This window comes from Shewanella sp. 10N.7 (assembly GCF_020806285.1).
GTDB lineage: Bacteria > Pseudomonadota > Gammaproteobacteria > Enterobacterales > Shewanellaceae > Shewanella > Shewanella electrodiphila.
In genome coordinates this window covers 1-14,480 of the sequence record NZ_JAJGZS010000049.1, presented here as the reverse complement: position 1 = coordinate 14,480, position 14,480 = coordinate 1, and the positions used below count along the sequence as shown (strand labels likewise).

Genomic DNA, 14,480 nt, shown 5'->3' with positions numbered 1-14,480 from the left:
GCGCATCTCGTTTGGGACGAGAGGGTCAGAGGTTCGAATCCTCTATCACCGACCACATAAACAAAAAAGCCACTCAATGAGTGGCTTTTTTGTGTCTGAAATTTAATGTTTGTTGCTGCGTTTCTTAAAGTTAACTTGGTTTTATTTCATAGGATGAGCTGAAGTATTGCTTTGTCGCATGGGTTCTTCATCTATAAATTCTTTATCCATAAAAAAACCACGCAATTGCGTGGTTTTCTTTTATTCTCTCGCTTTAAATTCTCTCGCTTTAAATTCTCTCGCGTTAAAATGTAATTGCGATAGGCGGAGCGATAAAGCCTTGGTAGGCATCTAGACGCATTGATGCAAAACGATCCAACTGTGTTTGTTGTTGAATACCGGTGACAATCACTTGGATGTCTAACCCCTTAGCGACATTGGCAAGGGCGCGACATAGTTCAGTATTGTGCTGATCGTCTTCCATGTAAGCGAAGGATTGATCGAGTTTCACATAACTTGGTCTTAAGCTTTGTAAGTAGCTCATAGAACCAAATTGGCGACCGAAGTGGTCAATACCAAATTTAGCTCCATTATCTCTAATAATATTGCAGAGGCTTTCGCAGTTTTCTAAATCACTATAGACACTGGCTTCAGGTATTTCAAAGCATATCCGTTCAGGGAAGTGGCTATTTCGCAGAAGGTTTTGCAACCAAGAGTGGAAATGAGGATCACTGATACTTTGGAAGGTTAGGTTAATGGCTAACGGTTCATAATTTCGCTCAAGCAATCGGTTTTCAATGACGGTTTCGATTAAACATTGATCTAATAAGGTGCCTAATGAAAGCAGCTCAACATAAGGCATAAATTGGCCTGCATGCTGAAGCTTATCGTTCACCTGAAGCTGGCAATATACTTCTCGTTGGCAAACTTCTTCATTTTCGGTAAGCAATACAGGCTGCCATCTAAACTGGAATTTCTTGTTCTGAATAGCATCAGTTAAATTATCACGCCATTGTTCACGGCTAAATAATTGATGTTCAGTGGTTTCAAACCAGTGGAAGACTTTATTGTCGGTAAGTGACTTTTGTAGTGCGTTATCTGCTTGAGCTAAAATGTCACTCACTGTCATATGACCACTTCGCTCAGCGACTCCTATCGCAAAACCTTCATTTGGTTTACAGCCTGCTTTAGAAATTTCCTTGTTTAAGGTTCTAAGTAAGGTTTGTAGATATTTAGTCAGTTGATCGTGTTCAACATCTGAGATTAAGAATGCAAATTCATACGCTGCAATTCTGGCAATCACTGAAGGGGCGACTTCATCCAAATAATGTTCGAGTTTTTGTGACAGTAGTTTGATGGTTTCATCACGAACTTGATAGCCGTACTTGCTGTGTACTTCTTCTAACCAGTCAAATTTAGCGAGGAAAATAGCGCCACTGCTAGGCTCTGCTAACCAACCATTGATTCGACTGACCATATATTGTCGGTTAGGAAGGCCAGAGACTTGATCTACGAGGTTTTTCTTACGTAATGCCGATACTTCTTCATCTAATGAATTAAACACCTGCTTAAGTTGAGCTGACATGCTGTTAAATGCGCTAACAAGTTCTTTTAACTCTTTGGTTTTAGGCGCTGGCATGTCAGGGCCAAATTGACGATTAGCAATTTGTTGAGCGTGTTTAGACAGTGAATTGAGTGGTTTTAATATATAACTCAGGCCAAAACGCGCACACACTATGGCGAGTAAAAAAAGAATTGAAAATATAATGATGGTATTTGAAATAATGCGCCAAAGTTCATGGTAGCCAAACCCTGGGTGAGCGGTTATTTCAATTTTAGCCAGTTGTAACCAGCCTGAAGTGATAACACTTTCTTTAGTGATAGTGTTAAATAGGTTTAAATCGATGAACCATTGAGGCACACCTTCAATTCGAATGGCATTGTTCCATGCTTGTTGCTTACCATCGACGAGCCATGTGAGTTTGATTTGCTGGTAGTAACCCCCCTCAAATATCACGTTGACTAAAGTTTCAGCTGCGACATCATCACCATTCTCTAGAGCGGGAACTAGCATAATGCCTAGCGAGTGACTGGCATTGTTTAAGTCTGATTCCATTTGCTTAATGAGAAAACTTTGAGTTTCAGTAAACTGTACATAACCTAAGCTGGTTACGACGAGTAAAAATAAACCAAAAAGCAACGCATAGATTTGACGAAAAAGGGTCATCTTGGCCACTACTCCATTTTTTGCTTGGGTTGACGCAATCTGTCGATACCCAACCTAAGTTGTAAATCATTCCATTTTTCAAGACGTGAGGAGGAACCCGCGAGTACACCTCTGCCTTTCTCTTTATTGAGCCATAACTGTTTACCATTAAAACTATAAACAGGTAATAAATCACTTCTTTTAGTTGCAGGCTTAATCACTGGATCAAGGTTATCCAATACTAAAGGCACAGAACCGGGTGTTTCATAGTATGCCAACACCATATGATATTGGTTAACTGAGGTCGCTTTAACCATTGTTATCCTGAGCTTTTCTTCAGGAATGCCCACTTGTAATAGGGTGAAGTACTTTGCGATAGAAAAATCTTCGCAATCGCCAGCGCTAACGCCGATAAACTCCATTGGTGAAGCCCAGTAATTAGACTCTCCCCAAAGTACGCTATCATCGACAAACTTAAATAAATTAAAAAAGCCGTTCACTTTTTCGAGCTTGGTAATATCATCAAGTTGTTGAGCATCATTAACGATTTTAAACCAAGCTTTAGCTCGTTTACCTGCGCGTTCACCATATTGATTCGATAAGGCGCTAATGGTTTTTTGAGCATCAATTTGTGCAGGGGCTGCTGCAAAAAGACCTGATACGATAAATACCGGTGCCAACAAAGGGTACCGGTAGATATGTTTTACTCCGACCAGGAATTTCCGACCCTTATCCTGCAAAAATGAGCTCCTTTTAGTGACAGGTTTTATTGATCAACGCTATAAATATGCCACTTCATATCGGTTTTTGTATCATCACCTGTCACTTCTGCCATGACTCTTCTATTGGCTTCATTAGCCTCAGGGGTTTCACTGAGAACAATAGGTTTATCATAGCTGTAACCAGTGGCACTTAGGCGTGAAGCTTCAATTCCAAAGGTTTCTGTAAGCACACTAACCACATTGTCAGCCCGAGCTTGTGATAATGCTAAGTTATGCTCATAGGATCCAGTTTTACTGCAATGTCCCTCTATAGCGACGATGCTATTGGGGTACATTTTCATCAGTTGTGCTACTTTTTCTATCTGTTGATAGTAGCGTGGATTAATATCAGCAGAGTCATTATCAAATAGAATTTGCAGTTCTTGTCGTTCGTTAATATCACTGACAGTAGGACAGCCATAATTATCTATGTCAGCACCGATGACGGTTTCTACACAGCGTTCTCTTGCCATGATAACGCCATCACTGTCATTGTCATTAAGATCAAACTCTTGCTGAGTTTGTGTGTCCATTGAAACAATATCGCGCATCGAGCAACCAAAAGTCAGTGATATTGTGAGCAGTAAAAGTACATATTTCATTATTTTACTCCCCCTTCATATTCACGTTCCCCTTGCCAAATATCCGGGCGAGTAACTCTTAATGAATCAAGTAATCTCCCTGTAGCATTCAATAAACGGTATTTAGCAATGGTTTCATCGAATTCAGTTTGTAAGTAGTCTTTACGGGCTTGAAACAACTCATTTTCAGTATCAAGCAGATCTAATAAGCTGCGTTGACCTAAGTTAAACTGCTGCGCGTAAGCGACTTGGGTATCTTTTGAAGCGATAACATGGTCTCGAATATACTGCTTTTGGGGTGCAAGCATCTCATAAGCATTCCAAGACAAATGTACACCTTCGACAACTTGGCGATGTGCACGTTGGCGGATTTCTTTTGCTTCGTTAATTTTGTAAGCGGCTTCCTTTTCTCGAGCTAAATCTTTACCGCCCGAAAATAAGTTGTACTTAACTCTAACCATACCGACAAGGTCATTACTGTAACCATTGACGTAAGGATCTAATGTAGTGCCAGTACCATAACCATCCTCACCATCGACATCGTTATTCCAATTACCATTTAGCTCTAATGAGAATTTAGGGTAATAGTTAGATTGTGCCGAACTACGCTCTCTATCTGCTGCTTTAATATCGCTACTAGCAGATTTAAGAATAGGGTGATTATCTTGTGCCATAACAACACTTTCTGCGACATTCTGCGGCAGTAAGTCCATATCAGGTACTGGAGTCACTAAATTGTCAGGTGTTGTTTCTACAATGCGAATATACTGAGCTTTAGCATCAGATAAGTTATTTCTAGCTGCTATTACATTGGCATTGGCTCGCGCTAAACGACCTGAGATCTGAGATAAGTCTGCAATTGAACCAAGACCAGAGTCAGTGCGTTCTTTAATTTGCGCATAAATATCTTGATGACTTTTCAGATTTTTTTCAGACAGAACTAACAGCTGTTCTGCTTTTATGTAGTTCATATAAACTTTGCTGACTTCAAGTGCAATATCTTCTGCAGCAGCGAATAAAGCCCACTGCTCTGAGCTTGCTTCGAATGAGTAGCGATCGACTTCACTACTGGTATAGAAACCATCAAACAGCATTTGTTTGATACTAAAACCAGCTTCTCCTCGTTCAAGCTCCATGACGCCTTCATCTAGGTTTTCATTACCTGGTTGTCTTTTACGACGCGTTGAAGGACTATCAGTTTGTTCCCATCCATAGGCCCCTGTTAAATCTACAGTTGGCATATAACCAGCAATGGCTTGATTGACTTGCTCTTCGCGAGCTTTGAAGCGATTAAACGCTATTCTAAGCTCTGGATTGGTATCCAAAGTATGTGCAACAGCCTGCTCTAACGACTGAGCGTTAAGCATGGGTGCGACAAATATTGCTGACATTGCCAATGCTATTATGTTTAAGCTTTTGCATTGGTTAATGTTGATTCTCATGTAAAAAACCCTCCCGGCTTTTTGGCTAATTCTCTCTAAGTGCTGTCTCTTTTGCCCGTAAAATCGGGTTCAATATATACTCAAGGATAGTTCTTTTCCCGGTGATGACATCTACTGACGTGAGCATTCCAGGAATAATTGGCATCTTTGTGCCATCATTTTTTATTAAATTTGACTCAGCAGTTCTTACTCTAATCGTGTAAAAACTGTTGCCTTCTTCATCTTGACTGGTATCGGCACTGATATGTTCAACAGTGCCCTTTAGGCCGCCATAACGCGTGAAATCATAAGCAGTTACTTTAACTATAGCGGGCAGGCCAGGGTGCAAAAATGCGATATCCTGTGGGGTGATTTTAGTTTCAATTAGCAACTTATCTTCTGAAGGAACAATTTCAATGATTTCTTCACCAGGCTGGACGACTCCGCCTAAGGTATTCATATGCAGAGTTTTAATCGTACCGTTTACTGGTGATGTTATTATCGATTTACTAATTTTATCGAATGCACCGATTTGAGCTTGGTTCATACGTGATAATTTTGTTTGCATCTCATTAAGTTGAGCGCGTAAATCTGCCGCATAAACAAATACGGCTTCACGGCGTTTGAGGATCGCTTCATCCATGGTCGCTTTTAATTTAGGTCGCAGTAATCGTAACGTCTTTAGCTCGCCTTGAATGTCGTTTACCGTGCGTTCTAATTTTAATAGTTCGACTTCAGGTACAATACCTTTTTGCGCTAATGGCTTGGTCAATTCGAGTTCACGTGAAATCAGTTGGTAGCTTTTAGTTAGTGTCGTAATTTTTGATGACAGCTCTTCTGTTTCTTGTTGTCGCTGTTGTATTTGTCGCACTAATATTTCTAATTGGTTACTGAGGTTGTCTAAACGGCCTGAGTATTCTGCTTGTTGGTTCTTGACTAAGTTAGGTTCACCTTCGATGATTTCATCAGGGAAAATCAAAGGTTGTTTGGTTATTTTTACCTGCTCACGCCAGTTTGAAGTCATATCTGAAATCACGATACTGTCTAATTCAGATCGCAAGCGTATGACATTGGTTTGTAGGCTATAGACTTCTTGTTCTTGTTGAGCAAAATCAGAACGAAAGCGAATATCATCAATTTTAACTAAAGGCTGACCTTTAGTGACAATCATGCCTTCTTGTATATAAATTTCTTGGAGTACACCGCCATCTAAACTATCAATAAGTTGTACTTGAGAAGATGGGATGACTTTGCCCATGCCAGAGGTGACTTGATCAAGTTCAGAGAAATAAGCCCAGATGAAAAAACAGATCGTCATGGCAGTAAGAGACCATATGATTAACCGATGGCCGCTAGGTGCATCGGTCATAATGGCGCCATAAACATCATCTACCATTTCTAAGTCATGGCTTGAGAGCTTGTTCGACATTAAGTTCGCCCTCCCGCCAATAACCCATTATTGATCTTTTCAAGGACACTATCTTTAGGTCCGTCAGCAACAACATGACCTTTATCCAAAACAATAATACGGTCAACCAAACGTAATAGGTGCATTTTATGGGTTATGAGTAATAGCGTTCTATCTTTACTTACATGCTCCATCGAGCGAATAAATTGTTTTTCAGCGCGAGCATCCAGGCTGGCAGTAGGCTCGTCCATTAGTAATATAGGTGGATCATTTAGCGTTGCTCTGGCTAATGCGACTGTTTGTCGCTGCCCGCGGCTTAATGCTAAACCACCTTCACCCACTTGTTGATCCAATCCTTCAGCTTCAAGATTGGTGAACATACTCACACCTGATAACTGTACAGCTCTAATTAATTGGTGTTCAGTGACTTGGCGAGTACCAAAAAGAATATTATCTTTGATCGAGCCATGAAACAGAGTCACATCTTGTGGCAAGTAGCCAAAGTTCTTACGTAAATCACTAGGGTGTATTTGCCCAGTGTCTAAGCCGTCATAGCGAAGGCTACCTTGTGTTGGCTTGTATAAACTCACTAATAGCTTTGCTAAGGTACTTTTACCTGAACCATTTCTACCAATGATGGCAACTCGTTCACCTGGTTTAATGTGTATTGATAGTGGGTGCAGAACTGGCTTTTCAGCTTCAGGGAAGCTAAAGGCGACGTTATCAGCATCAATTTTACCGTGTAGACGTTGTTTGCTGACTAAGTGGCCTTTATTCTCAAATTCTTCTTCTTGATTCATCACTTCATCAAGTTGGCGAAGTGAGCTGGCTGTTTGGTTTCCGCGAGTAATGAGACCAGCAAGTTGCGCCATCGGCGATATTGCACGGCTAGAAAGCATTACCGCAGCGATAATCCCACCCATTGAAATTTCATTTTCTGCAACGCGATATACACCTAAAATCACCACGCAAACCACGGTGAACTGCACCACAAAATTCGCCACATTACTGACCGCATTTGAGAGTTTTTTCGACTTTAGTTGCCAGTTAGCGGTATGACCGATCATTTGTTGCCAACTCTTTTGAACTAACCCTTCAGCACCATTGGCTTTAATTGACTCTAGTGCGGTAAGGCTTTCAATGAGATGGCCATGTTTAAGGCTAGAAAAACGATTGCTTTCTTCGATGGCGGCTTTTAAGCGTGGTTGGATATAAAGGGTAAATCCGATGATGATGATGCCAGCAATAATAGGAATAATCGCTAAGTCACCCGCGACAATATAGATAATTGTGACGAATAAGAGTGCAAAAGGGAGGTCGACTAGTGTTGTGATAGTCGCAGACGTTAATATTTCTCGAATACTATCAAATTCACTCAGTTGTCGAGCCATGCCACCGACACTGGGCGAACGCTTAGATAATGGGATACCAATAGCTTTAGCAAAGAGTTTCGATGAGACGATTATATCGACTTTCTTGCCTGCAACATCAATTAGATAGCTACGTAATTGACGCAAAATGAGGTCGAATAAATAGGCAATGCTTGCACCAATAGCTAAAACCCATAGCGATTCAAAGGCTAAATTAGGTACAACTTTATCATAGACATTCATGATAAATAGCGGTGAAACCAATGCAAATAAATTGACCAATACAGAGGCAATTAAAGCATCGCGATAAATAGGTGCTGAATCTTTAATACTTTGCAGTAACCAATGAGTTTTATTGTCATGGATATGTACATCAAAACTATTATCACCGCGAAATTCTTGCTTCACTAAAAATAGGTAGCCAACATAGAGCGTTTCTAACTCTTCTATTGTTAACGATTCTTGTCCACCCGTTTCAGGTAACTGAATAACCGCTTTATCGGCATCAATATCAATGCTGCGTAAAATACAGGCTTTTTTATCCTTTAATAACAGAATGCATGGCATCAAGATATTAGAGATTTGATTAAGATCTTTGCGGGTTAATTTTGCCGACAAACCGCCTCGAGCTGCAGCTTGTGGCAGCAACTCTGGTGTGATGACGGAACTGGTCAATGGTAAGCCTGCCGCAAGTGAATCACTTGAGCATGGAGAACCAAAATGTTCTGTCATTAAGACTAAACAATCAAGTAATGGATCCACAGTGGTACGTTGAGACGCTGAAATCGTCCACTGTTCTTGATTGTTTGATGCAGTTGCTGGCACCTAATATAGATCCTTCATATTTATAATTATTAACAATCTCTTTGATTGACGCTTACATATTACTACGTAGCGTCAACAAAGTGTTGTATTTAAGGAATAATATTACCATCTGGGGCGTTATCTAACGGGTCAAAAGCTGAACTCTGGGCTGAGACGGCTGGTTCGGTGTCGACAATGAGCGCACCATCATCAAGCAGACCGTTAATTATTACGCCGTCATCGGTGGTGGAATAATTATTAGCATCAGATAAATCAACCCCATTCAATACAATGACTTGATCCACAACATTATCGTTGTCTGCATCTATTGAAATAGTGGTATTACCGTCTGCAAATGAAAGACTTAAGAAATCAGAGAGGTTATCGGTATTTTCACCTTGCAATAAATCACTCAAATCTAACGTATCAGAATTGATATCAAAACCTTCTATAACGTCATTACCCATTTCACTTGCTAACCAGGTATAGGTATCGTTACCGTCGCCACCGATGAGTAAATCATCTCCTAAACCACCGATTAATAGGTCATCACCTTCACCGCCAATGAGTAAGTCATTACCATCGCCAGCAATTAAGACGTCATCACCAGCACCGCCATCTAGAACACTGTCAGAAAAATAGACCTGACCTGAAGATCCACTTTGCCCATCATCAACATAGGTTGCAGTTTGGCTGCTTCCATCGCTTAGGGTTATGGTGAAGGTAACAAATTGTGCCGCTAAGTCGCTACCGACATCATTACCTAGACTATCTGTGTCAAAGGCAAACCAGAAAGAGTCTCCAGAGCTAAAGTCACCATCAGTAAAGTTCATGGTTAATACTGAATTGTCAGATGTCATCGCTGCAAAAATGTCACTTGCAGAATCTGTAATACCAACAGAGTCACTACCTACAGCTATTGTCGTGTCACTAATATCGAAGGTAGCATTGCCATCTGTCCCAGCTCGTAAATCAATTTGAATTTGAGTGACAGATAAGCCTGCTGCAAGCGCCGCAACTTCAAAGCCAAATTGGTTGGTAGCATTATAGGTGTTACCTGATTTTACTGTAGCATTAACAATTGCTTGCGTTCCACTTTGAGTAGACTTACCTATAATTATATCGTTTTCATGAGTACCAGTAAGCGTGGTAGATGTTTGGTAGTCAACAGTGACTTCAGCACTATCTGACGCACCATTACCTTCAAGGGTGTAGTTGAACGAATCACCATCATTAGCGTTATCAAGCGTTACAACGCCGTTAGCTAAAGTCGCGCCACCGTCAACAGAGGTAATCGCTGCTGAATCAGGTGTCGCATCACCGTGAGTTAAGTAAGCAGCATCAATATTGAGTGTTGAGCCATCAGCTTGGTTAGTAATGATGTTATTAACGTTGGCATCAAGACCCGCATAGTAATCAAGTTCGATTATTAATGATAATGACCCAGTATCACCGTCATTATCAACAACTTGAACTTCTATCGTTTCCTGTTCGTTGATAATGTTCTTGTTAACTTCAATGAAATAGTTGTACTCACCCGTTTCAAAGTTAATGGTAAATATTCCACCAAAGTCAGTCGTTAATATTTGCTCAGGATTTGCTGGGTCATAGGTATACGTCACACCGTCTATTATGACAGTATCAACACGGCCACCATCTGCACCAATTAATACACCAGTTGTACTATTGCCTGCAAGCAGCCCCAAATCACCTACAATCGTACTGTTATCGAAGTAGTTTAAAATGGTACTGGTAAGGTCATCTGCGTCGTCTACGACAATGGCATATTCTTCATTTCCGTCAACTTCAGGGAAAGAAATCGGTAGTAAGGCATCTAAGACAGCATCTCCGATACCGATACCAAAAGAAATATCATAATTATCTTGAACGTAAGTTTGCCATTCACTTTGTAAATCTGCGTCTACTGATTGACCACCAGTTGGTACGCCATCAGAAATAAAGTAGACAAAATCTTGATCTGAGCCAGTGGGTATATCCCCGCTATTCATTACAGTATTAATTGCAGCTGCATAGTTAGTACCACCACCTGCGACTAAACTGTTTAAGTAATTAATCGCACCATCAATATCATCGAGTAACCAACCTGAATTAGCCGTACCACTTGAATATGTGATGATTTGTATATTTACGTTACCGGTTTTATCTACTTCATTAATCAGTGCAGTTAACGATTCTACGGCTGTTTCAAGGTAAGTTTTACCATTACCTGCATTGCCATCCATACTGCCAGACACATCGAGTACGAAGGTTAAATTGGTTGCTATAGGTGCTGATATCGTTTGTAGATTTTGTGTCACATCATTGGCAATTGGCACATCATCAACGATGGTTATATCAAGGTTAGCATTACTCGAATCACCACTGCTATTTTCGATAATATAGTTAAAGCTTTCGAGTAAATCAGTACTTGTGTTATTAGTATTCGTGAGTTCGTACTGGTAGTCACCTGCACGTATACCTGCACCATCTTCGGTATAAACCGTTAACGTGCCATTGGCGGTATTAATAGTAATGATACCGTTAGTCGCACTTTGACCGTCTATAGATGTGATTGAAGTTGAAGCACTAACTCCTGAGTCATTATCTAATAAGTTACCCGTAGCAATATGGGAATTGCTGCCTTCCTCTGTACCTTCAACCAGTCCAGCTTCTGACACAGTTTGACTGTCAGTGTCAGCTATAGGCGTTGAATCCTGGTTGACGGTTAATGTCGCTTCAGAAGTATCTCCGTCAATATCTTCAAGAATGTAATCAAAGTCTTCTGAACTTAATACGCCATCTCCGACAGATGTCGCAGTTAAGCTGTTTAAGCCATAACTGCCATTGCCAGCGGTTAAGACAATATACTGGAATGCTGTATTACTAATAATGTTGATACTATTGTTAGTCGTGCTTCCTGTTGCCACCACGGTAGTACCATCCGCAGCATAGGCTGTCCAAGTCGCTACGTCAGAACCATTGACCCCATTCAATCCAATCGTCGCTTCAGTAAAGTTGTCGTCAGTACCTAAATCAATAATCATAGCTTCTGAGTTATTGATTACATTACCACCAACGCCCAAACGACTTCCATTGCTACCAATATTTGTACCAGGTGCGTCTAAATTGGTTAAATCTAGGCTGTTAACATCATTGATGCCACTTAATGAAATACCGTTACTATTGAGTAGGTCGTTGTAATCAAAACTTTCTGCAATAGTATCTGTTTGAGTCGACTCATAGGTATAACTGCCGTCTTGATTGACAATCAAAATACCCTTGTCGGTCACGATTGTAAGATTGCCATCAGCATCAAAATTGGAGTAGGTAGTATTATCAAATGACACGCTCTTAACCGTAGTAGCATCAGCTCCGATAGTATCGACGCCAGAACCATCAGTTCCAGCTCCTGTTATTACATTGCCATAAGCAGTTCCACCAAAACCAATACTATCTAGATCGTCTACAGCGGTTGGCGCAGTATCTGTTACATCAATAGTGATGGCTGTCCAGCTTGAATTGCCTGTACCATCAGTGACTTGATAGTAGAACGTATCAACGATTACATCACCGGCGTTATGAACTAAGCTAGGCGCTTGGTAGCTATAAGTGCCATCTGCATTGATGGTGATAGTGCCGCCTAATGCTGTTGTGAATGAGGCGCCACCCTCGTTTGCATCAATCATACTTGTATCTGATGCATCAGGAGCAAAACCACTGACGGTCAAAGTATCATTTTCAGCATCGTTATCATTGTTAATCAGATCGTCGGTTGTGAATGTTAAAAGCTCATTTTCAATTATGGCAAAATTGTCAGTAACAGGCTCTGGCGCATTATTGACACCAACAATATTTATAGTGACAGTAGCAGTATCTACAGCACCATATTGGTCTGTAATAGTGTAAGTGAAAGTATCTGTATCCAATTCACCTGCAGTTAAGGAGTCAAAAGCACCATTTACGTCATAAGTATAAGTACCGTTAGCATTAATTGTGACGATTGCGCCACTGGTTAATGTGACCGCTTGTCCTGGTGTGAATGTTGTTCCATTGATATGACTGATATTGAAACTATGACCTTGCGCATCGGTATCATTAGCTAATAAGCCATCAGCAATATCAGTTATAACTAAAGTTTGATCTTCTTGAACCACAAATGCATCAACTAACGCTGGACCTGTAACCGTGACGGAATCAAGATAATAATCAGAAGAGTCAGCTAATGGAGAACCACCATTTTCTTCACTGATTGTAGGTGCGGCTTCAAAAACTAACTGATCAAAGACTATGTTTCCGGTATTGATAGTAAAGGTACCGGTAGTGCCCTCTGTTGTTGTAAATGTCTCGGAGGCGACGAGTTGACCATTGTAATAAGCATACCAAGTACCTTGCTCGCCACTATTTTCGTCAGCAAACATTTTAGATACGGTAAATGTAGCTTCATTAACTAAGCCATTAAAATCGATGACAATGGCTTCTGAAGTGCCAGTAGCTGAATCGTACTCTATTTGATTTGCAATTTGTCCTGAGGTTCTTGGGGAACCATCAACACCAAGTTGATTTGTTTCTTCGTTGTAAGTTAGAACACCCGTAGTACCATCAGCATTTCTTGCGCTAATGACAAAGTCAGCCTCACCATCTGCGTTTACTGGGCTAATCCAATTGTTAGCTGAGTCTGCAGCAGTAGAGAATATAGTACCTACAACATCATCAACAGCATCAACAGTGTTGTCAGCAATAGTAAGTGATTCACTATCTCCTGAACCGAGATTTCCTGATAAATCGGTATAGGTATCATCATTAACAGTGATGCTCGCTGAACCACTGTAACCATCAGTTGGCGTAAATGTAGCAGTCCAAGTTTCACCGCCATCGTTACTCACAAGTCCACTTAATGTGCCTCCGTTAACAATGATATCGTCCGTTAGGTTAAAGTTTGTGACTTTTTCGCTAAATGTAAATGTAACGAGAGTGCTCTCGCCAAACTCTAAACTTGCGTCGGCAATAGTAATATCTAATGTCGGCGCAGTGGCATCCAGATTGTCGATGGCATCAGCTACAACGGTATTACCATTCCTATCTTCTGCTGAGGCATCTACGGTAATGTCGCCATCAACTAAGCCTGAAATGTCTACGCCATCAATGCTGTAATCGCCATTGGCATCAACAGTGACGCCAGTGATGACTTGGACTGTGCCAGCGCTATCGGTCAGGGTTAGGGTGACGGTTGAGTTTGGCGCGACATCGGTAGTGCTACCAGAAATGTCGGCAGTTTCTGCGCCATCGTTAATCACTAATGCAACGTCGATAGAGCCCGCAGTGGCGTCCATGTTGTCAGTGTCATCATTAACAACGTTTTGACCGTTTTGATCCACAGCTGACGCATCAACGGTGATGTCGCCATCAACTAAGCCTGAAATGTCCACGCCATCAATGCTGTAATCGCCATTGGCATCTACAGTGACGCCAGTGATGACCTGCACTGTGCCAGCGCTATCGGTCAGCGTTAGGGTGACGGTTGAGTTAGGAGCCACATCAGTAGTGGTACCTGAAATGTCGGCAGTTTCTGCGCCATCGTTAATCACTAATGCGACGTCGATAGAACCCGCAGTCGCGTCCATGTTGTCAGTGTCAGCATCAGTCACGGTTTGGCCGTTTTGGTCGACAGCAGAGGCATCAACGGTAATGTCACCATCAACCAGGCCTGAAATATCCACGCCATCAATGCTGTAATCGCCATTGGCATCAACGGTCACGCCGGTGATGACTTGGACTGTGCCAGCGCTATCGGTGAGCGTTAGGGTGACGGTTGAGTTTGGCGCCACATCGGTGGTGCTACCAGAAATGTCAGCAGTTTCTGCGCCGTCATTAATCACTAATGCAACGTCGATAGAACCCGCAGTCGCATCCATATTGTCAGTGTCAGCATTAACAACGTTTTGACCGTTTT

The 14,480-nt window shown here is 41.4% G+C and carries 7 protein-coding genes; all 7 read right to left on the bottom strand.

What is annotated here, in order from left to right:
- Positions 1 to 283: 283 nt before the first annotated feature.
- Entirely contained in the window at positions 284 to 2,206 is a 1,923-nt protein-coding gene (locus tag LMH66_RS20010; protein ID WP_229372634.1) for an EAL domain-containing protein, read from the bottom strand.
- A gap of 8 nt (positions 2,207 to 2,214) precedes the next feature.
- Entirely contained in the window at positions 2,215 to 2,901 is a 687-nt protein-coding gene (locus LMH66_RS20005) for a transglutaminase-like cysteine peptidase (RefSeq protein WP_420709444.1), read from the bottom strand.
- 50 nt (positions 2,902 to 2,951) lie between these two features.
- Complete coding sequence (locus tag LMH66_RS20000; protein ID WP_102529546.1) at positions 2,952 to 3,548, bottom strand: OmpA family protein; 597 nt, start codon at positions 3,546 to 3,548, stop codon at positions 2,952 to 2,954.
- Complete coding sequence (locus tag LMH66_RS19995; RefSeq protein WP_277868766.1) at positions 3,548 to 4,918, bottom strand: TolC family outer membrane protein; 1,371 nt, start codon at positions 4,916 to 4,918, stop codon at positions 3,548 to 3,550. Before LMH66_RS19995 ends, LMH66_RS20000 begins: the two co-directional genes overlap by 1 nt.
- Positions 4,919 to 4,994: 76 nt before the next feature.
- Positions 4,995 to 6,377 carry an HlyD family type I secretion periplasmic adaptor subunit gene (locus tag LMH66_RS19990; protein ID WP_102529544.1) on the bottom strand — a complete coding sequence of 461 codons (1,383 nt, stop codon included), beginning with the start codon at positions 6,375 to 6,377 and terminating at the stop codon, positions 4,995 to 4,997.
- Positions 6,377 to 8,551, bottom strand: a complete 2,175-nt coding sequence (locus LMH66_RS19985) for a type I secretion system permease/ATPase (RefSeq protein WP_102529543.1) — start codon at positions 8,549 to 8,551, stop codon at positions 6,377 to 6,379. Before LMH66_RS19985 ends, LMH66_RS19990 begins: the two co-directional genes overlap by 1 nt.
- 89 nt (positions 8,552 to 8,640) lie before the next feature.
- Positions 8,641 to 14,480 (bottom strand): Ig-like domain-containing protein (locus LMH66_RS20510; protein WP_324295205.1); only part of this gene is annotated, 5,840 nt, incomplete at its 5' end.

Bases quoted from the DNA above. Each gene is read 5' to 3' on its own strand.
- LMH66_RS20010 (WP_229372634.1), bottom strand. From the start codon at position 2,206: ATGACCCTTTTTCGTCAAATCTATGCGTTGCTTTTTGGTTTATTTTTA.
- LMH66_RS20000 (WP_102529546.1), bottom strand. From the start codon at position 3,548: ATGAAATATGTACTTTTACTGCTCACAATATCACTGACTTTTGGTTGC.
- LMH66_RS19990 (WP_102529544.1), bottom strand. From the start codon at position 6,377: ATGTCGAACAAGCTCTCAAGCCATGACTTAGAAATGGTAGATGATGTT.
- LMH66_RS19995 (WP_277868766.1), bottom strand. From the start codon at position 4,918: ATGTCAGCAATATTTGTCGCACCCATGCTTAACGCTCAGTCGTTAGAG.